General features: G+C 69.1%; 23 protein-coding genes and 1 riboswitch. Of the genes, 13 read left to right on the forward strand and 10 right to left on the reverse strand.

What is annotated here, in order from left to right; genetic code table 11:
* Positions 1–20: 20 nt before the first annotated feature.
* Positions 21–707, reverse strand: coding sequence for an AAA family ATPase (locus ACIOKD_RS20285; protein ID WP_398292865.1), 687 nt, complete (start codon positions 705–707; stop codon positions 21–23).
* Between the two features lie 193 nt (positions 708–900).
* Positions 901–1,016, forward strand: a riboswitch (glycine riboswitch).
* 163 nt (positions 1,017–1,179) lie between these two features.
* Here ACIOKD_RS20285 and gcvT point away from each other — a divergent pair.
* The 6 genes from gcvT (at position 1,180) to ACIOKD_RS20315 (ending at position 7,373) form a co-directional block, all read left to right on the forward strand.
* Positions 1,180–2,307, forward strand: coding sequence for a glycine cleavage system aminomethyltransferase GcvT (gene gcvT / locus ACIOKD_RS20290; RefSeq protein WP_402085611.1), 1,128 nt, complete (start codon positions 1,180–1,182; stop codon positions 2,305–2,307).
* Between the two features lie 108 nt (positions 2,308–2,415).
* Complete coding sequence (gene gcvH / locus ACIOKD_RS20295; protein ID WP_402085614.1) at positions 2,416–2,793, forward strand: glycine cleavage system protein GcvH; 378 nt, start codon at positions 2,416–2,418, stop codon at positions 2,791–2,793.
* A gap of 30 nt (positions 2,794–2,823) precedes the next feature.
* Positions 2,824–4,086, forward strand: a complete 1,263-nt coding sequence (gene glyA / locus ACIOKD_RS20300) for a serine hydroxymethyltransferase (protein ID WP_402085616.1) — start codon at positions 2,824–2,826, stop codon at positions 4,084–4,086.
* 126 nt (positions 4,087–4,212) lie between these two features.
* Positions 4,213–5,598 (forward strand): L-serine ammonia-lyase, encoded by a 1,386-nt coding sequence (locus tag ACIOKD_RS20305; protein WP_402085619.1) that lies wholly within the window; start codon positions 4,213–4,215, stop codon positions 5,596–5,598.
* 261 nt (positions 5,599–5,859) lie between these two features.
* Positions 5,860–6,474, forward strand: coding sequence for a type IV toxin-antitoxin system AbiEi family antitoxin domain-containing protein (locus tag ACIOKD_RS20310; protein WP_402085622.1), 615 nt, complete (start codon positions 5,860–5,862; stop codon positions 6,472–6,474).
* Entirely contained in the window at positions 6,474–7,373 is a 900-nt protein-coding gene (locus ACIOKD_RS20315; RefSeq protein WP_402085625.1) for a nucleotidyl transferase AbiEii/AbiGii toxin family protein, read from the forward strand. The genes ACIOKD_RS20310 and ACIOKD_RS20315 overlap by 1 nt, the downstream gene beginning before the upstream one ends.
* 20 nt (positions 7,374–7,393) lie before the next feature.
* Here the strand turns inward: ACIOKD_RS20315 and ACIOKD_RS20320 are convergent, their stop codons facing one another.
* From ACIOKD_RS20320 to ACIOKD_RS20330, 3 genes are all read right to left on the reverse strand, one after another.
* Positions 7,394–7,672, reverse strand: a complete 279-nt coding sequence (locus ACIOKD_RS20320) for a hypothetical protein (RefSeq protein ID WP_402085628.1) — start codon at positions 7,670–7,672, stop codon at positions 7,394–7,396.
* A 102-nt stretch (positions 7,673–7,774) separates the two neighbouring features.
* Positions 7,775–7,966 (reverse strand): transposase, encoded by a 192-nt coding sequence (locus ACIOKD_RS20325; RefSeq protein WP_402085629.1) that lies wholly within the window; start codon positions 7,964–7,966, stop codon positions 7,775–7,777.
* A gap of 511 nt (positions 7,967–8,477) precedes the next feature.
* Positions 8,478–9,716: a hypothetical protein gene (locus tag ACIOKD_RS20330; protein WP_402085632.1), complete on the reverse strand. Its 1,239-nt coding sequence runs from the start codon at positions 9,714–9,716 to the stop codon at positions 8,478–8,480.
* A 123-nt stretch (positions 9,717–9,839) separates the two neighbouring features.
* Here ACIOKD_RS20330 and ACIOKD_RS20335 point away from each other — a divergent pair, with 123 nt between their 5' ends.
* Positions 9,840–10,469, forward strand: coding sequence for a hypothetical protein (locus ACIOKD_RS20335; protein ID WP_402085634.1), 630 nt, complete (start codon positions 9,840–9,842; stop codon positions 10,467–10,469).
* Between the two features lie 16 nt (positions 10,470–10,485).
* Here the strand turns inward: ACIOKD_RS20335 and ACIOKD_RS20340 are convergent, their stop codons facing one another.
* Positions 10,486–11,394, reverse strand: coding sequence for a radical SAM protein (locus tag ACIOKD_RS20340; protein WP_402085726.1), 909 nt, complete (start codon positions 11,392–11,394; stop codon positions 10,486–10,488).
* Positions 11,395–11,648: 254 nt separating this feature from the next.
* Between ACIOKD_RS20340 and ACIOKD_RS20345 the strand changes: the two genes are divergently transcribed.
* From ACIOKD_RS20345 to ACIOKD_RS20370, 6 genes are all read left to right on the forward strand, one after another.
* Complete coding sequence (locus ACIOKD_RS20345; RefSeq protein WP_402085637.1) at positions 11,649–13,736, forward strand: hypothetical protein; 2,088 nt, start codon at positions 11,649–11,651, stop codon at positions 13,734–13,736.
* 68 nt (positions 13,737–13,804) lie between these two features.
* Positions 13,805–14,116, forward strand: a complete 312-nt coding sequence (locus tag ACIOKD_RS20350; protein ID WP_402085639.1) for a hypothetical protein — start codon at positions 13,805–13,807, stop codon at positions 14,114–14,116.
* Complete coding sequence (locus ACIOKD_RS20355) at positions 14,113–17,895, forward strand: trypsin-like peptidase domain-containing protein (RefSeq protein WP_402085642.1); 3,783 nt, start codon at positions 14,113–14,115, stop codon at positions 17,893–17,895. The genes ACIOKD_RS20350 and ACIOKD_RS20355 overlap by 4 nt, the downstream gene beginning before the upstream one ends.
* Positions 17,896–17,996: 101 nt before the next feature.
* Positions 17,997–19,460: a GMC family oxidoreductase gene (locus ACIOKD_RS20360; protein ID WP_402085647.1), complete on the forward strand. Its 1,464-nt coding sequence runs from the start codon at positions 17,997–17,999 to the stop codon at positions 19,458–19,460.
* 534 nt (positions 19,461–19,994) lie between these two features.
* The gene (locus ACIOKD_RS20365) at positions 19,995–20,552 is read left to right on the forward strand and encodes a glycoside hydrolase family 25 protein (RefSeq protein ID WP_402085650.1); all 558 of its coding nucleotides are present in this window, start codon (positions 19,995–19,997) and stop codon (positions 20,550–20,552) included.
* A 42-nt stretch (positions 20,553–20,594) separates the two neighbouring features.
* Complete coding sequence (locus ACIOKD_RS20370; protein WP_402085653.1) at positions 20,595–21,137, forward strand: MOSC domain-containing protein; 543 nt, start codon at positions 20,595–20,597, stop codon at positions 21,135–21,137.
* Positions 21,138–21,166: 29 nt separating this feature from the next.
* Here the strand turns inward: ACIOKD_RS20370 and ACIOKD_RS20375 are convergent, their stop codons facing one another.
* From ACIOKD_RS20375 to ACIOKD_RS20395, 5 genes are all read right to left on the reverse strand, one after another.
* On the reverse strand, positions 21,167–21,826 hold the full coding sequence (locus tag ACIOKD_RS20375; protein WP_402085655.1) for an NADPH-dependent F420 reductase: 660 nt from the start codon (positions 21,824–21,826) through the stop codon (positions 21,167–21,169).
* 146 nt (positions 21,827–21,972) lie between these two features.
* Positions 21,973–22,185, reverse strand: coding sequence for an EF-hand domain-containing protein (locus tag ACIOKD_RS20380; protein WP_328499208.1), 213 nt, complete (start codon positions 22,183–22,185; stop codon positions 21,973–21,975).
* A gap of 173 nt (positions 22,186–22,358) precedes the next feature.
* Entirely contained in the window at positions 22,359–22,973 is a 615-nt protein-coding gene (locus ACIOKD_RS20385) for an ADP-ribosyltransferase (protein ID WP_402085657.1), read from the reverse strand.
* Positions 22,974–23,265: 292 nt separating this feature from the next.
* Entirely contained in the window at positions 23,266–23,769 is a 504-nt protein-coding gene (locus ACIOKD_RS20390; RefSeq protein ID WP_107021845.1) for an ATP-binding protein, read from the reverse strand.
* Between the two features lie 302 nt (positions 23,770–24,071).
* On the reverse strand, positions 24,072–24,839 hold the full coding sequence (locus tag ACIOKD_RS20395) for an enoyl-CoA hydratase/isomerase family protein (RefSeq protein ID WP_402085660.1): 768 nt from the start codon (positions 24,837–24,839) through the stop codon (positions 24,072–24,074).
* Between the last annotated feature and the right edge of the window lie 22 nt (positions 24,840–24,861).

Here is a 24,861-nt window from a genome sequence, read left to right on the forward strand (position 1 = left end):
GTTGACGAGGTTAGTCGTCCTCAGTCGCCGAAATCGATGCGGCGCAGTACGTCCGCGGCGGCACGGTCGACGAGCACCGCGGAACCGCAGCCCTCCGGGAGGTCGCCCTTCTCCACCGAGCGCAGCAGCCGGGCGACCGCGCCGCGGTGGCGCGCGAACGCGTACCGCGAGACGCCCCGGCCGCGCTCGCGCTGGCCGTCGAGGGCCGTGCCGGGATCGACGTCGAGGAGCAGCAGGTGCAGGGTGCCGCCGCGGCGCCGGGCGTCCCGGGCGAGCCAGTCGCGCACCCAGGCCTGCGTACCGCAGTCGTGCACGACGACGCCCTCTCCGGAGCGCAGGGCCCGGCGCAGTCCCGCGTAGTGCGCGGCGCGCACGAGGGGCCGGTAGACCGCGTACGGCAGGAAACGGGCCAGGCGCTCGTCCCAGCGGTCGCGGGTGTCCTGGGAGTCGATGCGGCGGCCGGTCACCGCCCGGCGCATCAGGGTCGATTTGCCGCTGCCCGGCAGACCCGTGACCACCACCAGATCGGCCGCGCCGAAGCGCAGGCCGTGCGGGCTGTGCCCCGAGCGCGCCCGGAGATCGCGGACGACTGGCGTCACCAACGGGTCGCACGCCTCCCTGGCCGGAGCGGGTGGCTGCTTGGGCAGCGCGATGCCCGTGCCGGTCGCGTACGCCGTGGTCCTGTTCACCCTGATCGTCCTCCCCATGGGGTCGGCGGACCCATCTCCATCGAGTGTAAAGAAAAGGTAATGCGCTGGTCCCCCCGTTTCTGTTCTTGTCCTGCCACAGCCCCGTCACAGATCACTGTGAACTCCCTGGCCACCCGTCCGGACACCGTGCGGCCCCCTGCCGGAGCCGGGGCCGTGCAATGATGTGCCCGCCAACTGCATACCGGCCGCTTGAATCCGCGCGGGAGAGTTCCGGGAACATGTACACGCAGGTGTACGAGTGCCCGGGCGCCGAAGGAGCAAGTCCCTCCCTTGAATCTCTCAGGCCCCCGTTACCGCGTGGACGAGGCACATCTGAAAAGCGGGCCGCCCCCTGACCGTCAGGGCGTCGGCCCCACCCAAGGTGCAAGTCAGTGCCCCCCGCCTTCGGCGGTGGTCACGGCGAACCTCTCAGGTTCCGATGACAGATGGGGAGGAACGACCTCGCCGTCATGCCTTGGGAGCCCCGCCGATGAGCAGCAACACCCCTGTTGAACCGCGCCGCACGGCGCTCGACGCCCTGCATCGCTCGCTGGGCGCCACGATGACCGACTTCGCGGGCTGGGACATGCCCCTGCGGTACGGCTCCGAGCGCGACGAGCACGTCGCCGTCCGGACCCGGGCCGGTCTCTTCGACCTCTCGCACATGGGCGAGATCACGGTGAGCGGGCCGCGGGCCGCCGCGCTGCTCGACTACGCGCTGGTCGGCAACATCGGCGGTGTGAAGACCGGCCGCGCCCGCTACACGATGATCTGCGGGGCCGACGGCGGCATCCTCGACGACCTGATCGTCTACCGCCTCGCCGACACCGAGTACATGGTCGTGGCGAACGCCTCCAACGCCCAGGTGGTCCTGGACGCCCTCGCGGAGCGCGCCGAGGGCTTCGACGCCGAGGTGCGCGACGACCGGGACGCGTACGCCCTGCTCGCCGTGCAGGGCCCCGAGTCCCCCGGCATCCTGAAGTCCCTCACCGACGCCGACCTGGACGGCCTGAAGTACTACGCGGGCCTGCCCGGCACGGTCGCGGGCGTCCCGGCCCTGATCGCGCGCACCGGCTACACCGGCGAGGACGGCTTCGAGCTGTTCGTGGCACCGGCCGACGCCGAGAAGCTGTGGCGGGCGCTGACCGACGCGGGAGCCGCGGCCGGCCTCGCCCCCTGCGGGCTCTCCTGCCGGGACACCCTGCGCCTGGAGGCGGGCATGCCGCTGTACGGACACGAACTGAGCACCTCGCTCACACCGTTCGACGCGGGGCTCGGCCGGGTCGTGAAGTTCGAGAAGGACGGCGACTTCGTGGGACGCGAGGCGCTGTCCGCCGCCGCCGCCCGCGCCGAGTCGCAGCCCCCGCGCGTCCTGGTCGGCCTGGCCGCCGAGGGCCGCCGGGTCCCGCGCGCCGGCTATCCCGTCGTCGCCGGCGGCAAGGTGATCGGCGAGGTCACCTCCGGCGCGCCCTCGCCGACGCTCGGCAGGCCGATCGCGATGGCGTACGTCGACGCGGAGCACTCCGCGCCGGGCACCACCGGGGTCGGCGTGGACATCCGGGGCAGTCACGAGCCGTACGAGGTCGTGGCCCTGCCGTTCTACAGGCGCCAGAAGTGATACCGGTCGGCGAACACCGGCCGTAGGAAGTGACTCTGGGCACATCCGCCCAGCTCACCCGTACTCCCCCTGCATCAGCACTCCCCCGCGTACAGGAGAATTCAGGCCATGAGCAACCCCCAAGAGCTGCGCTACAGCAAGGAGCACGAGTGGCTGTCGGGCGCCGAGGACGGCGTCTCGACGGTCGGCATCACGGAGCACGCGGCCAACGCGCTCGGCGACGTGGTGTACGTCCAGCTCCCGGAGGTCGGTGCCGCGGTGACCGCGGGCGAGACCTGCGGCGAGCTGGAGTCGACCAAGTCGGTGAGCGACCTGTACTCGCCCGTCAGCGGTGAGATCACCGAGATCAACCAGGACGTCGTGGACGACCCCGCGCTGGTGAACACCGCTCCCTTCGAGGGTGGCTGGCTCTTCAAGGTACGGGTCGCGGACGAGCCGAAGGACCTGCTCTCCGCCGACGAGTACACCGAATTCTCCGGCTCCTGATTCCGGCTCCTCGCTAAGGACCCCTGACCGATGTCGCTTCTGAACACGCCCCTGCACGAACTCGACCCGGACGTCGCCGCCGCCCTCGACGCCGAGCTGAACCGTCAGCAGTCCACCCTTGAGATGATCGCCTCGGAGAACTTCGCCCCGGTCGCGGTCATGGAGGCCCAGGGCTCGGTCCTCACCAACAAGTACGCCGAGGGCTACCCCGGCCGCCGCTACTACGGCGGCTGCGAGCACGTCGACGTCGCCGAGCAGATCGCGATCGACCGGGTCAAGGAGCTGTTCGGCGCCGAGTACGCCAACGTGCAGCCGCACTCGGGCGCCTCCGCCAACCAGGCCGCGCTCTTCGCGCTGGCCCAGCCCGGCGACACCATCCTCGGCCTGGACCTCGCCCACGGCGGTCACCTGACCCACGGGATGCGGCTGAACTTCTCCGGCAAGCAGTTCAACGTGGTCGCGTACCACGTGGACGACGCCGGCCTGGTCGACATGGCCGAGGTCGAGCGGCTCGCCAAGGAGCACCGCCCCAAGGTCATCATCGCGGGCTGGTCGGCGTACCCCCGGCAGCTGGACTTCGCCGAGTTCCGCCGGATCGCGGACGAGGTCGAGGCCTACCTGTGGGTCGACATGGCGCACTTCGCGGGCCTGGTCGCGGCCGGCCTCCACCCGAACCCGGTGGAGTACGCGGACGTGGTCACCTCCACCACCCACAAGACGCTGGGCGGGCCCCGCGGCGGGATCATCCTCGCCAGGAAGGCCTTCGCGAAGAAGCTGAACTCGTCCGTCTTCCCGGGCTTCCAGGGCGGTCCCCTGGAGCACGTGATCGCGGCCAAGGCGGTCTCCTTCAAGGTCGCCGCCACGGAGGAGTTCAAGGAGCGCCAGATCCGTACCATCGACGGCGCGCGGATCCTCGCCGAGCGGCTGACGGCGGCCGACGCCCGCGAGGCCGGGGTGAACGTGCTCTCCGGCGGCACGGACGTGCACCTGATCCTGGTCGACCTGCGCGAGTCCGAGCTGGACGGACAGCAGGCCGAGGACCGGCTCCACGAGGTCGGCATCACGGTCAACCGCAACGCCGTCCCGAACGACCCGCGTCCGCCGATGGTCACCTCCGGCCTGCGGATCGGTACGCCGGCGCTCGCCACCCGCGGCTTCACCGCCGAGGACTTCACGGAGGTCGCGGACGTCATCGCCGAGACGCTGAAGCCGGTCTTCGACGCGGCGGCGCTCAAGGCCCGCGTGACCGCCCTGGCCGAAAAGCACCCGCTGTACCCCGGTCTGGGCAAGTAGTTCCGATTCCTGGCAGGCAGTTCGGCTTCACGGGGTACCGCGCACACTGGAAGGTGCGCGGTACCCCTTCCGCTCATCCCGCTCCATCCCGCTCCACCCCGCTTCACCCCGTTTTGAGGAGTTCCCGTGGCCATCTCGGTCTTCGACCTGTTCTCGATCGGCATCGGCCCGTCCAGCTCCCACACGGTCGGCCCGATGCGCGCGGCGCGCATGTTCGCGCACCGCCTGCGCAACGAGGACCTGCTGGCCCCCGTCGCCGCGGTCCGCGCCGAGCTGTACGGCTCACTGGGCGCGACCGGCCACGGCCACGGGACCCCCAAGGCGGTGCTGCTCGGCCTGGAGGGCGCCTCGCCCCGCACGGTGGACGTCGAGGGCGCCGACGACCGGGTCGAGAAGATCAGGTCGTCGGGCCGCCTCGACCTGCTCGGCGAACACGAGATCGACTTCTCCTTCGACGACGACCTGGTGCTGCACCGCCGCAAGACACTGCCGTACCACGCGAACGGCATGACCCTGTGGGCGTACGACGCCTCGGGCGCCGAGGTGCTGTCGAAGACGTACTACTCGGTGGGCGGCGGCTTCGTCGTCGACGAGGACGCGGTCGGCGCGGACCGCATCAAGCTGGACGACACGGTCCTGAAGTACCCCTTCCGCACGGGCGACGAGCTGCTGCGGCTGGCGAAGGAGACGGGCCTGTCCATCTCCGCGATGATGCTGGAGAACGAGCGGGCCTGGCGCACCGAGGAGGAGATCCGCGAGGGGCTCCTCGCCATCTGGCGGGTGATGCAGGCGTGCGTCTCGCGCGGCATGTCCCGCGAGGGCATCCTGCCCGGCGGCCTGCGCGTCCGGCGCCGCGCGGCCATGTCGGCCCGCCAACTGCGCGCCGAGGGCGACCCGCTGGCCCACGCCATGGAGTGGATCACCCTGTACGCGATGGCGGTGAACGAGGAGAACGCGGCGGGCGGCCGGGTCGTGACCGCCCCCACCAACGGCGCCGCGGGCATCATCCCGTCGGTCCTGCACTACTACGTCAACTTCGTCGCGGGCGCCTCCTCCACCGAGGCCGAGAAGGAGGACGGCGTCGTACGCTTCCTGCTCGCCGCGGGCGCCATCGGCATGCTCTTCAAGGAGAACGCGTCCATCTCGGGCGCCGAGGTCGGCTGCCAGGGCGAGGTCGGCTCGGCCTGCTCGATGGCGGCGGGCGCGCTGGCGGAGGTGCTCGGCGGATCTCCCGAACAGGTCGAGAACGCCGCCGAGATCGGCATGGAGCACAACCTCGGCCTCACCTGCGACCCGGTGGGCGGCCTCGTCCAGATCCCCTGCATCGAGCGCAACGGCATGGCGGCGGTCAAGGCGGTGACGGCGGCGAAGATGGCGATGCGCGGCGACGGCTCCCACAAGGTGTCCCTCGACAAGGTCATCAAGACGATGAAGGAGACGGGCGCGGACATGTCCGTCAAGTACAAGGAGACGGCGCGGGGTGGGCTGGCTGTGAACATCATCGAGTGCTAGGGAAACGGGCCCTGAACAGCGCGTCCGTGTCTTTCAGCGCTGCCAGGGCCTTCCCTGCTTACGCGGCGGAAAGTCCCTGAAACGTCCCTGGGACAGGCTTGAAAGTCCCTGAAAAGTCCCCGGGAAATCCCCAGGGATGGGAGTCTGACCTGGGGGTTCGTGACATCCTCGATCACTGTTCTGATCCGCCCTGACCGCCGGCCGTCGCCAGGATGTATCAAATCGATCCCCTGGAACCTCCAGAGGGATACCATTCGATACATGAGTGCTGCGGAGAACTCGCGCCTGGAGCAGCGGCTGACCGGCCTCTCCCCCACGTTCACGACGGCGCAGGCACGTCAGGTCCTGCTCTCCCCTCGCGATCTGGCGTCCTTGGTCGCGGAGGGAGAGATAGACGAACTGTCCCGAGGGGTCTACCGGCAGGCAGACGCGCCGGAGACCGCGCACGCAGATCTGCTGGCCGTGTGCGCACGGGCTCCTCGCGCCGTCGTGTGCAGTGAGTCCGCCCTGGCCCTGCATGAGCTGATCGACGACATCCCCGCAGCGGTACACATCGCCGTGCCGCGCGGTGCACGCCGCCCCACGATTTCCTACCCGCCGACCGTGGTGGCGCAGTACGCCTCGAAGACCTTCACCCTCGGCATCGAACGGTTCGAAGCAGCCCCGGGAGAGACCATCCCCGTGTACAACGCCGCCCGCAGCGTCGTCGACGCGATGCGCCACCGCAGCCGTATCGGCGAAACCCTCGCCCTGTCCGCGCTCGGCCGCTACCTGCGCCGGGGCGGACGCAGCGACGTCGGCGAACTCCAGGAAGTCGCACGCGAGTTGGGTGCTCTCTCCGTCATCCGCCCCGCCGTTGAGGCGGTGCTCGCCTGATGGCCAACCCCGCACGCAGCACCACCGCCGGCCGCGTCTACAACGACCTGCGCAACCTGGCCCGCCGCACCAGCCGGTCCACGGACGAGATGATGGTCGAGTACGTCCTCGAACGCTTCCTCTACCGCTTGGCTGCATCGCCCCTCGGCCGGGAACACTTCGTCCTCAAGGGCGGCCTGCTCCTTGCCCAGTTCGGCGCACGTCGAATGACCCGCGACATCGACATTCTCGGCCGCTCGTTCCCAGGCACCGAAACCGAGACCATCCACAGGATCGCGGGCATCGCCGCCACCGAGATCGACGACGGAGTCGTATTCGATCCCACAACACTCAAGACCGTCCCCATCCGCGAGGAGGACGAGTACCACGGTCTGCGCCTGTCCATGGCCTCCTCCATCGCCCGGGCCCGGCTCAAGCTCCAACTGGACGTCAGCTTCGGCGACCCCGTCACCCCCGGCCCTCGAATCATCGACTACCCACAACAGCTCACGGCGGAGAGCTTCCAGATCCTCGGCTACCCACTCGCCACCGTCATCGCCGAAAAGCTTTCCACCGCCGTCTCACTCGGCGACCTCAACACCCGCGACCGCGACTACGGCGACCTCTACCGCCTGCTCACCCTCAACGACCTCGACGGCCAGGAACTCACCACGGCGCTGACCGCCACCGCCGCACACCGCGGCATCACCCTGAAACCCCTCAGCACCACCATCACCGACCTCGGCGACCGTCGCCAGACCTCCTACACCGCATGGCGCCGACGGCAAGGCTCGGCCGCAACCGACTACCCCGAACGCTTCACCGACGTCGTCCGACAGGTCACCGCCTTCACAGACTCGCTCCTCAACGGCGATGCCGCCAACCGCACATGGAGTGCAGCGACCCTCACCTGGTCATGAGCCAGGATTGGCCAGCCGCCTTAAAACGTCAGGATTCGAACCTGAGGTTCCCCCGGTGTTCGGGAGGTACTGATCAGCAGCTTCGCGTGGGCGGTGGTGGTGGCCGCGTAAGCGGCCGCGACCGGCTCGGGCAGGCCAAGGTGCTGCTCGCGCAGCGCGGTCTGACTCATAGCGGCCTTCGCCCTCCGGTTGTGCGGGCGGTGCCGGGCCAGGACGGCGGTGATCTGCGGGGATGCTGCCTTGATCAGCAGTTCCAGTGCGTCTGTGCTGGTCAGCTCCAAGTCCGCGTAGGCGTTCAAGGCGGCGGGGAAGTACTCGCGCAGGGTGTTGCGCAGCCGTTGGAAGGCGCGGGTGCGTTCCCAAATGAAGGTCTGGTGGGCGCGGGCGACGACCTTGACGGCCTAGGCCTGGTCGCTGTCGTCCGCGACGGGACGCGGTTGGGCGCGGTCGATGCGGATCATGTCGGCGAGCGCGTGGGCGTCGCTCTTGGCGCCGGAGGTGCCGTACCGCTCCTTCAACCGCGCGGCCTGCCGCGGGTTGATCGCGCACACCTGGTAGCCGGAGGCGATCAGGGCCTGTACCCAGGGGGCCACGGTCGGTCTCAATGCCGACGATCACCTCGCCCGGGCCGGGGTCGTCACCGCCGTACTTCGCCACGAGTTCGTGGAGCTTGGCGATACCCTCCACGCCCTCGGGCAGTCTCGCGACTGCCCGCTTGCGGCCGCTCTCGCCCTGGACCTCGACATCGTAGTGGTCCTCGGCCCAGGCGTCGCCGATCAGAAGCAACTCACCCTCCCGGTCAGGTAGCACTCGTCGTGCAGCCTGCGGAAGACGCGGCACGCTCCCTATTGGATCCAGTGCTCACGCTCTGCTCGGCGGGCACGCCACCCCATCAGCGGTCTGGCCTTCCGGCCGACCAGTAGGGGCACGGTCTGACCACAGAAGTCGGATGCTTCCGGGCTGGTGAGTGCTCACCTGCTGGCGGCTACGGCACCAAGTCTCTCCGCCCCGGCAGCTCCCATTAGGGCGGGGTGACGGGAGCCGACGCTGTCGACCGCCTTTCGGACTCCGGGCCGAGACCTATCGGCCGGGGTCAGCCCGTTGTCAGGTGTCCCGGCCGGCCAGTGCCACGACGGCCGACCTCGCGGGCAGTACGACCGTCTCGCCCGTACGGAAGAGAGGGGGTGCCCAGGCGTACGGGATGTTGAGAATCGCACGCGCGGGGGGTGCCGTCCATCGAATAGCGGTCTCGGCGGGTGACCAGTTCGTGAGCACGATGAGCCGGCTGGTGGGTGAATTGAGGGAAGAGCGGATGTAGCCGAAGCAGTCGGGGGCCAGGTCCGGGTCGGGGAAATATGTCGTGTAGTCCCAGTCGGCCAGGTCACCGAGGTGGCGCGAGACGGCCAGCAAGTGGTCCGTAGCCTCGGTTCGGTGTTTCTCAGGCGGGATGTCCTGCCAGTCGAACGGGATGTCGTTGAACAGGGCCAGGGCGTGGTCGCCCAGGAGTTCGCGCCTGCGCAGCAGCTCCGGAGTCGTGTCGAAGCCGAACTCCTTGTTGATGACGACGTTCGACCCCCATTCGGTGCCGCTGAAAACGAGCGGCACCGCACCCGGCAGGAACTCGTAGACGACCCGCAGGAGGGCTGCGGCCCACGGCAGGGCGGGCATCGTGTCGTGGTTTCCCACGCCAGCGAGGAAGGGGTGTCCGCCGGAGCGGTCCTGGAGGAGGGTGAGGTGGTGGGCCAGGGATTCCGCCAAGAGGGGGATGTTGTGGGTGTGTGCGCTGACGCAGTAGACCAGTGGTCCGCACACTGCGTCGAACTCCGCGTTGAACTCGGCGTCAGGAAGGTCGAATTCCCACAGCTCCTCGCTGATGAAGGTCATGTCATCAGCGGCGCCGGCGGCCCCCGCGGCGGTCGCTCGACGCAGATCCCGCAGGAGATCCTTGGCGTCGACCGCCGACAACTGCCCGGCCCCGAGGCAGCCGAGTCGCCGGGCGAAATCCGGACGCCAGGTCCCGGCAAGGTCGCGGGCTCGGCGGAGGAGTTCCGGGGGGACGCTCGGGCCCACGTCGATGAGAAAGACCCGCTCACCGAGCTCCTGATGGCGCCATGCAAGCAGGGCCGGCATCAGGTCCCAGGCCGGCTGTTTCGGGTCGCACGCCGCTGCGTCCCGCCGTCCTGCCGGCGGTGGAATCGCGCTGCGGCCGTAGCGGACGGCAGCGACATCGCTCCACGTATAGGTGGTGGCGTCACCTGCGAGTACATCCGGAAAGGCGTTGGCCAGTGTCACGACCATGCCGTCGGCCGCGGCGTCCTGAACGATGTAGTACTGCCCGGTCACCTTCTCGACGGTGCTCAGGACTTTCGCATCGGGCGCCAACACGAACCGGCCGGCTGTTCGCGTGTCGATATCCGGGGCGGACACATCAGGTTGCAGTGACGCCCCCTGCGCAGGGGGCGCGCAGTGAACGAGCTCTCCGGGTTCTGCCCGCCACCAGAACCCCAGTTCCGGGATCGCCTCGAACAGCGGACTGTCGATCGCGAGAGTAGACATCGGAACAATCGAGCCCGCGCGAATCCCGAGCAGGGCGCAAGCCTGGATCAGAGCCCGGTACTGAACGACGGCTGGGACCTCGGGGAGGAGCGAATCGCCGAGGGACGGATCGATGTCGAACGGATCACTGACAGCGAAAGGGGAGCCTCGTGCCCCTTTTCGATGGGTGCGGCCGATTCGGCCGACGGGGAGGCACACGAAGATGCTGATGCCGAGCCGGTCCCGAAGGAAGGGAAGGAAGGCGATCTGGGTGAGCGCGGTCCCGATGCGCCCGTTCAGGCCGGCGAAGGTGCGAGGGAAGCTCTGATAGATACGGTCCGCACGGTGGATTCCCTGCCGAGCACCACCAGGTCGGTTCTCGGCCAGGATCCTGTCGAACAGACTGGCGAAGAACGCGAACGGATCCCTTACGTCAACCAGTTCCGTATCATTGCTCGCACCGTCGCGGAGGAACGCCGGCACCATATAGCTGCCGCCCGGGTCTGCGGTTCGATTCCTGAGCGCGCGGTGGACGGTCTCGAAGTCCGGACATCCCGCTGAACTCCCGGAATTCATCTCAGATCGCCTTGCCGCCCTTGGCGTGCGCGCACCGTCGGCATAAGTAGTCCTTCGGTGCAACCTCCTCGCCCATCGTCCAGGAATGGTAGCGGAGCCGGTCCGGCGAAGCGACGAGCTGCATCAGATTGGAGTCGGGCACTCGACCGATTGGATACTGCTCGAAGTAGTCCTGGCAGCACAGGACGGCGATTCCGGTGGCATTGATGTGCAGCCACTCCAGTGTCCGATTCTGTAATCCACAGCCGTGCAGTGATTCGTGATGTATTTCCTCGCCGTACTCGTTCTCCAGCGACCCCGCACGATCGTTCGGTTCGTACCGATGGATAAGAAATGGAGTGTCCGCGAACTTCTCCTGAATTGCGGCGAAGGCCGCATTGTCACCCGGTGCGTCCCGGCCCTGCATGCTGATGTGCATTTCCGTTCGACGGGCGACCGGGGAGGCCGCGAGATCTTCAAGATTCCGCATTACCGTCGAGTAGAGCGGACTTTGATGGATGCGCTTGAACTCGACGGGATCTGCCGCCGAGAGATGTACGTCGAACTCGACATCGACCCCGGAGTCAACAATACGTTCGGCGAGTTTCCGCGTCAGCCGGGTGCCGTTGGTCAGCAGTGTAATCCTGGCCGACAGCGGCGACAGCAGTTCGAAAATCCTGGCCAGTTGTGGATTCGTGGTCGGCTCGTCGTATCCGTTGAGGTAGATTTGCTCAAGTGCCGGCAGTCCGGACAGCTCGGCGGCGAGGGTCTCGATGACCTCCAGCGGAAGGAATCCGCCACTGCGGGGATGGTAGGCCACGGGGCAGTATCGGCAGCGGTAATTGCAGGCGGTCCCGGTTTCCAACTGAACGTACCGGATGAGTTCATGTGGTTCGGCCTGACGCACAGCGAGCCTCCAGCCGCTGGTCATGATCACATAATCGAACCTTCCCTGACGTGAGGTACAACCTTGCCTGAGGCCGCCGCGCGGTGTCCATCAGTACATACGCGAGGGATCGCGGAATCGGCGAGTTCCGGCCGCGTCGACCGAAATGATCGTGTCCTGTCGCCGGTACTCACTCGCCGTGAAGATCCACGGCGGAGGCGCGTCGCACCATTGCGTGTGTGCACGCGGATACGCCATCATGAGCCACATCGGCCGCGGTCCGAGCACGGGAAGGTGTCATGCCGCCTAGCGAAACCCTGCTTGCCACGTCGCTGCGTCAGAACAACCGATCGATAGCTCAGGACTGGGCCGCGCATATGAACGTCGATGCGCACGGCCCCAATGCGGACGGACTGGTTCGCGTGGAGTTCACCGACCGCTATCTGCCAGCGATGCTGGACCTTGTCGCCCGGTTAATTGAAAAGCCTTCGCCGGAACTCGTCGCCATTTATCGGGACGAGTTTCAGCGATACCCCCTGCAGCTGGGGCATCCCCTCGACCCGGGCAGCGGCAACTTATTCGGATTCGGCGTGGCCGAATTAGCGGCCGGACAGCGCGCGGCGATCAGCCGCCAACTCGGCGCGTGCCCTGTACTCGACCTGCTCGACCTGCTCGACCTGCTCGACCGCCTACACGAACCGTTGCTCGCGCCGCCGGGACTGCGCTACGACATGCTGCTGCTCGGCGACTGCCTGATGAACGGGGTCCGGTGTTTCCTAGCGGACACGCTACGCCGCAGGGGCATCGACCTCCATGGCTACCACCACTACTTCAGCGGCGCGCTCAGCGCACCCCTCCACCTCGCCGCAGCCCGCGAATTCGCTGCTGACCACCCGGTGGGGCTGATCGGATTCAGCCCCTTCACCTACGACGCGCTGCCCGTTTTCCGGCAGCTTCTCGCCGAGGCGTCCGAACGCCCCCCACCTACCGCCGCTGTCGATGCGGTGGTGGACGTGGTCGGCCACGTGGTCGGCGAAATCCGGCTCTGGTCCGACGCGCCGATCCTGCTGCACAACGCCTGCGGTGCCCCAGTGGGCTCCGAGCGTGCCAGCATCACCAGTTTGCCGCCGCTGACGCCGGCCCGGCGGTCCGCGATTGACACGCTGAATGCAGCGCTGAAGGAACGCATGACTGCGTGGCCGGGAGTGCTGCTCATCGACGAGACCGACGTCGTCGAGCGGGTCGGCCTGCGGGAGGCGTCCGGGCCCGCTGCGGCGGGAGTCGGTCTTCCGGACGCGCTTTACCACGCCAGCCGACTAAGTCGCGAAATCGCCGGTTCCTACGCCGAGATCGTCGAAGCCGCGGCCACGATGATCCAACTACGCGCGCTGGCCGTCGACTTCGACGGCACCTTGTGGTCCGGTGTGATGGCGGAGGGCGCGGTCACACAGCACCGCGACAGGCAGACGCTGCTGCGGCGCCTCGCCCGCCAGGGCACTGTTCTGATCGGGCTCAGCAAAGGCACTCCTGATTCCGTTCGCTGGGCAGAGACGGACCTGGTCCCGGAGGACTTCGTCCTGGTCAGGCGCGGCTGGGAAGCCAAACCCATAGCCCTGGCCGAGTCACTGGAGAAGTTGAACATCCGGCCGGAGTACGCCGGCGTCCTCGACGACGACGCGAGCGAACGTGCCGTACTGGCCGCCGCGTTCCCCGATCTGACGGTCCTCGACGGCAGCGACCGCGACGTGTGGCGCAGGCTGTCGCACGCCGCGGACCTAGCCGCCGTCACGAGCGACGGCGCCCGTCGCGCAAAGCGCTACCGAACTGCCCTGCGCCGCAAGGACCTTGTGTCGCTCCAAGCCGGAGCGCAGGCTACGGCGACCGCGATGGCCTCCTTGGAACTGAGGCTCTCCAGCCGGCCCATGCGACTGGCCGACGTGCCCCGCACCCAGGAACTCCTGCGGCGTACCCACCAGTTCAACACCACCGGTACGTCGATCCCGAAGGAGGCGCTGTCGCGTATGGCGGACCCCGGCGCGGAGCAGGTCGTGCACGTGGCCTGGCTGCGGGACCGGATGGGTGACTTCGGCCTGGTCGCGGCGGTGGTCGTGCACCGCGAACGCCGGTCGATCGAGTCGTTCGTCCTGAGCTGTCGTGCGATGGGCTACGGCGCGGAAGGCGTGTTGTTGGACCTCGTGATTACCGAGCACGGGACCCCGATCGAGGCACGGCTGGTCCGGACCCGGCTCAACGAGCCGTGCCACGGCCTGTACGCGATGGCCGGCTTCCGCGAGTACGCGCCGGGATACTGGCGGCTGGACCGCCGGCGGCCGGCCCGCATCCCGGCATTCGTGACGGTGGAAACCGTCGATCGCCATGAGCCATGAGTGAGGTGCTGACGATGGGTGTAATGGCGTCACAGCCCGAACGGGGCCGGCCGTACGAGGTGGAGGTCGTGGAGTTGGACGGCCCGCTTTCGCCACTGCCGCCGCAAGCCACCGGCGAAGAGCGGATGACATCACCGACCGGCATCCGGGACCAGTTCAACGACGCGGTCGGTGAACTGGCCACGCTGCTTTCGCACATCGCCGGTGAGGTCGGCCGTGAACTGGTGACTATCCCGGCCGAGCACCGTCCTGCGGAGGTGGAGGCCGAGGTGTGCCTGGGGCTGTCGGCGCAGGGCGGACCGGTGTGGTTGGCGGTCAAGGGCAACTACACGCTGCGGGCGAAACTCACCTGGAAGAAGGCTGATGCGGCCGGGCTATGACCACCCAGGAACTCGCCGACCTGCTGAGCACGGCTGTCTGTGGGATCTCGGTCGGCGACGCCCCGGTCTCCGGCACCGGTTGGCTGGCGACGCCGACCGGTGTCGTCCTCACCGCTGGCCATCTACTCGCGGGGTCCGGCGACCTCCAGGTGACCTTCCCCGGCCACAGACCGTTACCGGCACGCGTCCTCATCGCCGCGTACGAGCCCGCCGAGGGCGTCGACTTCGCCGTGCTGGACGTGGACCTGGGCCGCCGTACGATCGCGGCGCTGCCCATTGCGCTGGCCCGCGCCCCGCGCGGCTCGTTCACCAGTGCCGGCTACGGCGTCACCCTCCGTACGATCAGCGCGGGCGCAGGCGACATCATCGGCCCGTTCGACCCCCGCAACGACGCCGCGCTCCGGCTCTTCCGCTGCCGTAGCCAGGAGCTGGCCGAGCCCGGCTACAGCGGCGCTCCGATCGTCAGCGCCGAAGTCGGCGCCGTGGTCGGCATCCAGGTTGAGGCGGTCACCGGGTCGCGCGGCGCACGTGACACCGTGCTCGCAATGCCGCTGTACCGGGTGGCCTCGGCGTGGAACCGGCTGGAGGAGATCGAGGCCGACCAAGCTGCGGGCAGTCGCTCGCCCACCGGCCGGCAGATCATGGTGGTGGCCACCGCAGCCGACGGCCTGGCAGGCCGGATCGCCGCCGAGCTGAACGTCCGGGGTCTCGCCGTGCGCAAGGTCTTCGTGTCGGCAGGCGAGATACTGGAACCGAACCTGGCCGACCTCGCGGACACCCAGGTGGTGGTGCTGGTCACCAACGGCATGGCCGGCACGCTGGAGTTCACCCGGGAACTGGTCGTGGCGGCGGTGGTGCGGCAACTCGCGCTCATCGTCCTGGCCGACGCAGGGATTGAACTCCCCGGCTATCTGCGAGGTTTCACCAGGGTCCGCACAATACAGGACGCCGTCGCCGCGGCGACCTCCGCCAGAGCCGACGCGGCGTTCGCGGCCCGGCCGGCGGTGCTGGCCGACGCCCTGGAGGAGATCCAGTCCTGCTCGCCCGACCCGGGCCGGTTCCAGTCCCGAATCGATGAGTTGCGCTCGACCGTCGGCGGCTGGTCATCCCGCCGGGAGCGCCAGGAACGCCGTATCGAAGTCCTGGCCAACGGCAGCCCGCCGGGGGCGGCTACGGCTACGGGCGACCTCGTGCCCGCTGTCGGCGTCCGACCGTTCGACCCGCAACACCTGTTCCGCAACCGCGTACGCGAGGCAAACGACATTAGCCAGGCGCTCGCAGACGACTCGGTCGGTCTGGTGTCCGTCATCGGCCGTACCGGGATGGGGAAGACCGCGCTGGCCGCCCGGGTACTGAACGCGCTGCGCTCGCAGCACTGGTTCCACAGCGGCCCGCGGCCGCACATCGACGGCGTCGTCTTTCTCTCCACGCGCACCAGCTCCGGCATCTCCAGCGACGAGGTCATCCTCAAGCTCGCCCAACTCACCGGTGCTGCGGACCTGTTCCGCACCTGGTCGACGCGTACGGTGCCGCTGCACCACCGGGTCTCGTCGGTGCTGGAAGCCCTCGGCGACCGGCGCGTGGTCGTCCTGCTGGACAACTTTGAGGACCTGCTCGACGACACCGGCCGCCTGACCGGCGGGGACGAACTGGGCGCGCTGCTGACCGAACTCATGCTCGTCGCCAGCCCGGTGTCGTTCCTGGTCACCTCCCGGGAGCAGGTACAGTTCCCCGCCGCTGTGCTGCCCAGGACACGATGCGTCGAACTGCGCGCCGGACTTCCGGACGACGAGTCCATCCGGATGCTGCGTGAGCTGGACTCGCAGGCGGAGTACGGCCTGGCCGTCTCATCAGACGAGGTGCTGCGGCGGCTGGCCACCGCAGTGCACGGCCTGCCCCGCGCGCTGCAGCTCATAGCGGGAATGCTGGCCAACGACCCGCTGCTGACCGTCGATGATCTCGTCGCGCTGGACATGCCGGCCGTGGACGAGTCGCTCAGTGAGCTGATCGCCGAGACCCTCGCCCGACTCGACCGGCCGGCCCGGTGGGTCCTGCTGGCGCTCGCAGTGGTCGGCCGTCCTGTGGCGATCGGCGCAGTGGACTTCATCCTGCGGCCGTTCGCGCCCGGCCTCGACGTGCCGTCGCTGGTCCGGCGGCTCGTCCGTACCCAGATCGTGTCCGGTGACCGCATCACCAAGCGCGTCGCGCTTCATCCGGCCGACCGCCGGTATCTGCTGCGCCAGGCCGCCGAAGAGCAGCAGGCCACCGTCGACCTGATCCACCGCCGGGCCGCCGACTTCTACCTACGGACCGGCAGGGCGACCGCCGACCCGCAGGACATCGAGGCGGTCCGGCCGATCCTGTTCGCCGTCGAGCACCTGCTGACCAGCGGCGATCACCATCAGGCCGCCGAAGTGCTCGAAGAGGTCGGCGGATTGCTGGAGAACATCGGCCAGTACCGGGCGACAGCCGACCTGGCGCGATCACTGGCCGAGGTCGCTGTCGGAGACGACTGGCTCCGCAACGCCATGCGGCTCGGCAGGCTGTGCTGGCTGATGGGCGACGCGGCCGCGTCGGTGGACTGGCTGGCCAGGGCAGAGGTCGCCGCCACGAACAGCGGCGACCACGGCACACTGCCGGCGATCCTGGTCGACCTCGGCGCGGCGCAACGGGACTCCGGAGGGCTGCGCGCCTCGCTGCGCACGTTCCGGCGCGCACTGGACGCCGCCGGACGGAGGGGCGACGGCACGCTCCTGGTCGTCGCACGCGGCCTGATCCAGGTCACACACACCCTGCGCCCCATGGGCTTCCTCGCCGCTTCCGTGTCGAGTGCGGAACGTGCCGTGTCGCTGGTGAGGCCCGAGCGGGACACCAACCCGACCGCCGCGTTCCTCACCTCGGGCGCCCTGATCAACGCCGCCGTCTCCGACAGCCTTCTCGGTGTGCCGGCTCAGGCCACGACGCGGGCCACCGCGGCGCGCGACCTCGCCCGCCGCATCGGTGACCGGGGCCTGGAAGCGTACGCGGACTGCGTACTCGCCGGTCTGGCACGCGTCACCGGCACGCCAGCCGCCGCCGTTCCGCTGCTGCTGGGTGCACTGAAGGCGTACGAGGAGATCGGTGACCGGTGGGGCCTGGCCGCGGGGCTGGCCACGCTGTCCTGGACACTCACCGACCTGTTCGACGCCGACGCGGCGGAGAGTGCCATCCGGCGCTGCCACACCGCTGCCGACGGCTGCAACCCCCGCGCGTCAGCCAGCGTGGTCCTGGCCGAGAGCGTCCTGGCCAGGCGGCGGGGAGACCTCACAGCTGCCGTGCGTCTCGCGGACGACGCCGCGTCGTCTTACGACCGTGCGGAGTTCCACCTCTACGGTGCGTGGGCGCGCTGCGAGCAGGCGACCGCGATGTTCCTGCTCGGCGAACCGATGCCGCCGGACGGGTTGTTCGTGCGGGCCACATCCCTGACCAAGGATACCTGGCAGGTGCTGCGGGTCTTGGGCCAACCTACCGGGGACGGGGCCGACCAGACGATCGAGACGGTTCGGGGGACGCTCGTTGGAGCCGGGCGGGGCGGCCATGCATGGCAGGCGATGCTGGCCGGCTGGCTCGCCGCAGTGGAGAGCAGCCGAACAGGCGCGGAGCCGGCGCCCGAGGTCACGCGGGTCTTCGAGGTCCTTGCCGCCGCACCCGGCGTCCTGCGCGACTACCGTCAGATCCTCGGCCGACTGGCCGACCACGACCTGCCAGGAAGTCCGGCGCTGCGACGCCTGCCGGTCTGACGGGCACCCACCTGCGGGAGGGGTGGCCTCGCCGCATGAAACCCGCGGAGCCCGGTGACCATCACCGGGCTCCGCCCTCGGATCTCTGTCGGAGGTATGCGTTGCGCACAGCAGATGTAGTCGTCCTCGGCGGCGGCACAGCCGGATGCGTCGCCGCCAGTGAGGCGGTGCGCGCCGGCCGGTCCGTGATCTTGGTCGAAGCGGGCCCTGACTTCGGCGCGCTGGCCGACGGCAACTGGCCCGCCGACCTGCTGGCGCCGTGGTCGCTGCCTACCAGCCACGACTGGCAGCTCACCGAGACACTGCCGAACGGCCGCACGCTCGCGCTGGACCGCGGGCGCGTCATCGGCGGGTCCTCGTCGGTCAACGGCTGCGTCGCCAGTTGGGGGAGCCGCGCAGACTACGACGGCTGGCAGCTCGCGGGCTGGTCCGCCGAGGTGATGCGGGTGGAACTCGCCGCAGTCAGCAAACGCTTCCGCGTGCGCACGACGACGCCCGAGGAGACCACGCCGTTCCAGCGCGCGTGCCTGGACGCCGCCATCGCGGCCGGATTCCCGTTCCAGCCCGACGTCAACGACCTGGACGACGACGAGGGTGTGGGGACCGTGCCGAGCACCACCCGGGGGGGCATCCGGCGTAACTCGGCCTTCTCCTTCCTCGACGACGTCCGCGATGCCGTCACGGTGCTGGCGGACCGTGTCGTCGACCGGCTGTTGTTGGCCGGTGACCGCGTTACGGGAGTGAGGCTGGCCGACGGTGAAAACCTCGGCGCGGACCTCGTCGTGCTGGCCGCTGGCACCTTTGGTTCGCCCGCGGTCCTGCTGCGCTCCGGAGTCGGCCCGCCCGATGCGTTGGCGGCCCTCGGTATCACGCCCGTGGTGCCGCTGCCCGGTGTCGGCGCCAACCTGCACGATCAGCCCACGGCCGATGTCGAGTTCACCGGCTCTCCCGAACTGGCCCGCGCCATGTGCCGCTGGCTGACCAAGGCCCAGGTCGCCGACGAGCCGGTGCTCGTCAAGGCGAGGTCCGGTCAGGCGACCGACGCGTTCGACCTTCATGTGTTCCCCGTGTCGGAAACGCCGTTCGAAGGCCGAGAGTGGCGCTGGGTGCTGCCGGTCGCCTGTCTGACACCGCGCTCCCGCGGCGAAGTCCGCCTCCGGTCCCGCGATCCCGCGGTCCCCCCGCTGATCCGGCACGCTTTCCTGACCGATGAGCGGGACCTGCGGGTCCTGCTGGACGGCATCGGCCTGGTCCGCACCCTGGCCTCGACACCGGAACTGCGCGCACTCATCGGCACGGAACTGTCACCCGGTCCGGTCGATCTCGCCGCGTGGGTACGCGAGTCCCACGGCCACTACTGGCATCCCGTCGGCACATGCGCCATGGGCACAAGTGAGAAAGCGGTCACCGACCCGGACGGTCGGGTGCGCGGTCTGGACAACTGCCTGGTCGTGGACGCATCCGTGATGCCGACTGTGCCTCGCGCCAACACGAACCTGCCCACGGCGGCGGTGGCCCGGCACCTGATCAGAACTAACCTACTTTCACACCACCACCGGACATGAGATGCGAGGGAATCAGTTCCGCCTGCCGTCACACTGACCAGACAGCGGAGCTCCTGGTTCTGAACGACTCGTCTTGGCGGACAGGCCGTTCTACCGGGGCCGCCGGTTCGATGGCCCGGGCGGATGCTGGCCCAAACGTCAACACCGTTCTAGATTCGCCCTGCACAACGGATGTCGCGCGCCACCAGATACCTTGCAGGTAAGCATCGGCAAGAAGTCCCCCGAAAAGTCCCCGGCGCCACGCGAGCCGCGCTTGTCGAGCAAAAACACCAGGTCAGCGCCATGACCACAGGAAGCCGACATGCCCGTCACGTACAAGGAGACGGCGCGGGGTGGGCTGGCTGTGAACATCATCGAGTGCTGAGGCCTCAGGGCCTGTCCTGGGGGGGCGCGTGCTCCGGCGCGGTCTCCCAGGCGATGGCGCGCGTGAGGGTAGTGCGGGCCAAGTGCGGGAACCACAAAGGGGATTGCCCCCCACAGGCCCCAGGAAGCACGATCCGTGTTTCCGGCCACCCCAGCACCAAGGAGTCACGCATGTTGCGCGGCATCGACGTAAGTGCCTACCAGTCGTCCTCGTACAGCACCGAGGGCCTGTCCTTCGTCTTCGTCAAGGCCACGGAAGGCCGGACGTACGTCAACCCGAAGCTGAGCGCGCAGACGAAGCGGGCCAGGGACGCCGGTTGCGTGGTGGGTTTCTACCACTTCCTGTGGCCCGGCAACCTCACGGCCCAGGCCGAGTACTTCGTCAGCAAGGCCCCGGAGAAGGCCGGCGACATCCTCGCCGTGGACTGGGAGACGACGGGGGAAGGAACCCACGCCAGCAACGCCGAGAAGGACCGCTTCATCCGCAAGGTGCGGGAACTGCGGCCGAACAACCGGGTCGTCCTCTATTGCAACCGGAACTACTGGCTGAATGTCGACGACACCTCGTACGCGGGTGACGGCCTCTGGATCGCCGACTACGTGGCCTCGGGCAAGCCCCGCATCCAGGCGAAGTGGCGCTTCCACCAGTACACGGACGACCCGCTGGACAAGAACGTCGCCGATTTCTCCAGCAAGGCGGCCCTGCGAGAATGGGCCGAGGACGCCTGAGGCGTGCGAACGAACAGTTCGGGACGAGGGGAGCCGCGCCGTATGGGCGGGAGCGTTGCTGCGGTCAGCAGTAAGGGGACGTACTCGTTCAGCAAGCCGAACCGGGAGAGCATCACGCTGCTCGCGGGGCTCGGGGTCGAGGGGGATGTGCATGCCGGGGTGACCGTCAGGCATCGGTTCCGGATGCGCAAGGATGCCTCGCAGCCCAATCTGCGGCAGGTGCACCTCATCCATGAGGAGTTGTTCGACGAGGTCCGCTCCGCCGGGTTCGAGGTCTCGGCCGGGCAGCTCGGGGAGAACGTCACCACTCGGGGCGTCGATCTCCTGGGACTGCCCGCCGGGACCCTGCTGCGACTCGGGGACGAGGCCGTGGTGGAGGTCACCGGGCTGCGCAATCCCTGTGCGCAGATCGACACCTTTCGGAAGGGGCTCATGAAAGAGGTCGTGGGGCGGGGCGAGGACGGAAGGCCCCGGTTCAGGGCCGGGATCATGAGTGTGGTCGTCGTCGGCGGGCCGGTGCGGCCCGGAGACCCCGTCGAGGTCGAACTGCCGGCCGGGCCGCACCTGCCGCTGGAGATCGTCTGAGCGAAGGGCGTGGGGGCGAGGGGCGGGGGTTATGCGGTGAAGTCCGGGGTGCGTTCCCTGGATGCCTCGGCCAGGGCCTTCGCCACCCCGTCCACACCCTCCTGGAGGCCGTAGACGGGCGTGCCGGGTTGCTGGCGCCAGGAGTCGTCGAGGTCGCCCGCGTCCACGGTGTCGAAGCCGAGTTCGTCGATGAGGGCGCGTACGACCTGCTTGGCGGTCGCGTCGTCGGCCGCCACCGGGAGGGCGACGCGGTCGGGGGCGCCGGCCGGGCGGGGGCGGTCCAGGATGTCCTGCGCGTAGGTGCCGTTGAAGGCCTTGACGACCGTGTGGCCGAGGTGCTGGGCCGTCCAGCGGGACTCCGTCAGCCCCTCGTCCAGGATCGCGGCGATCCTGCCGTCCCGCTGCGGGTAGTAGTTGCCGGTGTCGATGACGGTCACCCCGTCGGCCGCCTGGTCGAGCAGGCCGGACGGCAGGTCGGGGATCGCCTTCAGGGGGATCGTGACGACGACGATCTCGGCGCCCCGGGGGGCCTCCTCGACGGTGACGGGGGTGGCCCCCGTCTCCTCCGCCAGCGCGGTGAGCGTCTGCGGGCCGCGGGAGTTGGCCACGTACACGTCGTGCCCGAGTGCGGTGAGGCGGCGGGTGAGGTTGCCGCCGATGTTCCCTGCTCCGATGATGCCGATCTTCATGGGGGACTCGCCCTTCGAGGGGTGGGAAACTCCTGGTGCGATGGACCAACCCCTGGTCGTACCGGGCTATTCCGAGCCGCACTCGGATGGGCGAACACGACGAAGGGGCGCCCTCCGTGAACCGGTGGGCGCCCCTGCCGCTCACGTCACCTGTTGACGTGGGCCCAGAACTCGTCGAACGAGAGCAGCTTGTCGCCGTTGAGGTCCTGGGCGCCGATGACTGCCTCGGCCACCGACTCCGTGACGTTCCAGTCCCCGCCCTGGGCCAGGGCCTTCTTGAACTCGGCGGCGGTGATGTAGCCGTCCCCGTCCACGTCGATGCGCTCGAACGCCTTGCGTGCTTCCTCGATGTCCGCCACCGGACCCCGCCCCTTCGTGGTGCTTCACTGACGAGGTCAGATTAACGTTCCGCTCCGGCGCGCAGCGCGGCGACCACCCAGGCGAACTCCTCGGTGTGCGCGGGCAGCGGCCCGGTCGGCGTTGCCGAGGAGTCCGCTCAGTGCCGCAGGCGGCGCCGGGGTCAGTGCCGGGGTCAGTGCCAGGGCTCGTAGTGCGGGTTGCTCTCGCAGTCGCTCATGATCTCGGTCTTGGTCTTCTTGTCGACGGGGCAGACGCCGATGATGTACTGCCGCGCGATACCGCCCGGGAAGGCGACCTCGACCTGGTCGGCCCACTTGTGGGTGTCACCGATGGTCTTGTTGACGTCCACGCCGCCCGGGGCGTCGATGTAGTAGTTGTAGCCGCTCTTCCACCACGTCTTGTAGAGGTCGTGGTCGTAGCTCGTGGAGACGTACGGAGAGGGCTGGTTGACCAGGACGTACTGCTCGATGTCGTACTGGCCGTTGACGACGTCCTTCGGCAGGAAGCCCTGCTCGAAGACGACCGCCGGGCCGCGGCCGTCGCTGCGGTAGAGCGTGCCGCAGCTGGTGCGCCAGGCGGGGTCCGGTGTGATGCGGTCGATGTCCACGCGGTGGTCGGCGGCGGCGTGGACGGGGTCCGCGTACCGGGGGCAGGCGGGGGCGGCTGCCGCCTTCGCCGTGGGCTTGGTGGGGGTCTCGGTGGGGGGTGTCGCGGCGGAGGTGGTGAGGACGGCGGTCAGGGTGAAGGCGAGGGTGGTGGCGTGGCGCTTCCAGCGGGTTGTGGTCATGGGAGCACGATCCTGGTGGGGGTTGCTCCGGGGGCGGACCCTCACTCGTATGGCGGCGTGTCCGTGGGTGGGGTTGCCGCGGGGGCTTCCTCGCCCCCGCCGCCCCTACCCGTTCCCGTCCACGCATGGGGGCTCCGCCCCCGAACCCCCGCTCCTCAAACGCCGGAGGGGCTGAAAGACCAGCCCGTCCGGCGTTTGAGGACGAGCGCGCAAGCGCGATGAGGGGGGGCGAGGGGGCGCAGCCCCCATGCGGTGACGGGGAGGGTAGGGGCGGCGGGGGCGAGGAAAAGTCCTAGCGGTCCGCCACTCTCATTTCGAACCATGTCGTCTTGCCCCGCGGGAGCAAGTCGACCCCCCAGCGGTCGGACAGCTTGTCCACCAGGAACAGGCCCCGGCCACTGACGTCCATGTCCTGGACCGGCATCAGACAGGGCAACCCACGCGAGGGGTCACGGACCTCGACCCGGATCCACCCGCGCCGGCGGCGCATCCGGAGCCCGAAGACCCGCGCCCCGGTATGCCGCACGGCATTGCCCACGAGTTCCGAGACCAGTAACACGGCGTCCTCGGTCATCTTCGGCGAGAGGCCCCACTGGCGGAGCACCACGACCTGGGTCAGCCGGCGAGCCGTGGCCGCCGACTCCGGCCGGGACGGCAGCGGCACCTCCGCCTCGGTGGGGTTGCCGAACAGTTCCAGCGCCTTCAGCGCGTGTTCGTCCTCGACAGCAGGCGACCAGCGCGCCGCGGTCGCACTCCCGTGCCGCCGCGGCTGTTCGATACCCTCCAGCCCCGCCATGCCCCCATCATGGCCCCCGGAGGGGCTTCTCCGGGGGTGTTCCGGAGGAATGCGCCCTCCGGAGGCTATTGTTCCGCATCAGCCGATCGACATATGCCATCGGCATCACAACGGCCCATACACCCCATCTGGCCTGCTCCGACAGCGGTGTTCGGGGCAATCGCCCGCGCTCCCCGAGGGGACACCCGTAAGCCTGCCTCATGGGTCTGACAAACCGCCCCTGCGAGGGAACCTCCACGCTCACGGGTGATACATCGTGTCAACAGAAAGTTGACCGGGCCGGTTACGCAACATCCGCCGCTTCAGCGGAACTTCGCCTTGCCCGGTCCCTCCTCGACGAAACTCCGCATCCCCGACTCCCGGTCCTCCGTCGCGAACAGACCCGCGAACCAGTTGCGTTCGACCGCGAGCCCGGTCTCGATGTCCGTCTCCAGGCCGACGTCGACGGACTCCTTGGCCGCGCGCAGCGCGAGCGCCGGCCCCTTCGCGAGTTTCGCGGCCCAGGCGTGTGCCTCGGTGTACACGTCGGCCGCCGGTACGACCCGGTCCACCAGGCCGAGCGACAGGGCCTCGTCGGCCTTGACCATGCGGCCGGTGAAGATGAGGTCCTTCGCGCGGGAGGGGCCGATCAGCCGGGACAGGCGCTGGGTGCCGCCGGCGCCCGGGATCAGGCCGAGGAGGATCTCCGGCTGGCCCAGCTTGGCGTTGTCCGCGGCGATCCTGAAGTCGGCGCAGAGCGCCAGTTCGCAGCCGCCGCCCAGTGCGTAGCCGGTGACCGCGGCGACGACCGGCTTGGGGATACGGGTGACGGCGGTGAAGGAGTCCTGGAGGGCCCGGGAGCGTACGACCATGGCCGCGTGGTCCATGGCCTGCATCTCCTTGATGTCCGCGCCCGCCGCGAACACCTTCTCGCCGCCGTAGAGGATCACGGCCCGCACGTCCTCGCGGCGGGTGGCCTCCTCGGCGAGTTCCTTGAGCCGGTCCTGTGTGGCGACGTCCAGCGCGTTCATGGGCGGACGGTCGAGGCGGATCGTGCCGACGCCTTCGGCGACTTCGAGAGTGACGGTCATGGGAGGAGGTTAACGAAGGCTA

Source organism: Streptomyces sp. NPDC087844 (assembly GCF_044742785.1).
In the GTDB taxonomy this organism is placed as follows: domain Bacteria; phylum Actinomycetota; class Actinomycetes; order Streptomycetales; family Streptomycetaceae; genus Streptomyces.

What these genes read in the sequence shown, in the direction of transcription:
- ACIOKD_RS20355 (WP_402085642.1), top strand. Translation starts at nt 14,113, where the DNA reads ATGACCACCCAGGAACTCGCCGACCTGCTGAGCACGGCTGTCTGTGGG.
- gcvH (WP_402085614.1), top strand. Translation starts at nt 2,416, where the DNA reads ATGAGCAACCCCCAAGAGCTGCGCTACAGCAAGGAGCACGAGTGGCTG.
- ACIOKD_RS20310 (WP_402085622.1), top strand. Translation starts at nt 5,860, where the DNA reads ATGAGTGCTGCGGAGAACTCGCGCCTGGAGCAGCGGCTGACCGGCCTC.
- ACIOKD_RS20375 (WP_402085655.1), bottom strand. Translation starts at nt 21,826, where the DNA reads ATGAAGATCGGCATCATCGGAGCAGGGAACATCGGCGGCAACCTCACC.
- ACIOKD_RS20315 (WP_402085625.1), top strand. Translation starts at nt 6,474, where the DNA reads ATGGCCAACCCCGCACGCAGCACCACCGCCGGCCGCGTCTACAACGAC.
- ACIOKD_RS20345 (WP_402085637.1), top strand. Translation starts at nt 11,649, where the DNA reads ATGCCGCCTAGCGAAACCCTGCTTGCCACGTCGCTGCGTCAGAACAAC.
- ACIOKD_RS20390 (WP_107021845.1), bottom strand. Translation starts at nt 23,769, where the DNA reads ATGGCGGGGCTGGAGGGTATCGAACAGCCGCGGCGGCACGGGAGTGCG.
- ACIOKD_RS20370 (WP_402085653.1), top strand. Translation starts at nt 20,595, where the DNA reads ATGGGCGGGAGCGTTGCTGCGGTCAGCAGTAAGGGGACGTACTCGTTC.
- ACIOKD_RS20395 (WP_402085660.1), bottom strand. Translation starts at nt 24,839, where the DNA reads ATGACCGTCACTCTCGAAGTCGCCGAAGGCGTCGGCACGATCCGCCTC.
- ACIOKD_RS20365 (WP_402085650.1), top strand. Translation starts at nt 19,995, where the DNA reads ATGTTGCGCGGCATCGACGTAAGTGCCTACCAGTCGTCCTCGTACAGC.
- ACIOKD_RS20340 (WP_402085726.1), bottom strand. Translation starts at nt 11,394, where the DNA reads ATGACCAGCGGCTGGAGGCTCGCTGTGCGTCAGGCCGAACCACATGAA.
- ACIOKD_RS20285 (WP_398292865.1), bottom strand. Translation starts at nt 707, where the DNA reads ATGGGGAGGACGATCAGGGTGAACAGGACCACGGCGTACGCGACCGGC.
- gcvT (WP_402085611.1), top strand. Translation starts at nt 1,180, where the DNA reads ATGAGCAGCAACACCCCTGTTGAACCGCGCCGCACGGCGCTCGACGCC.
- glyA (WP_402085616.1), top strand. Translation starts at nt 2,824, where the DNA reads ATGTCGCTTCTGAACACGCCCCTGCACGAACTCGACCCGGACGTCGCC.
- ACIOKD_RS20385 (WP_402085657.1), bottom strand. Translation starts at nt 22,973, where the DNA reads ATGACCACAACCCGCTGGAAGCGCCACGCCACCACCCTCGCCTTCACC.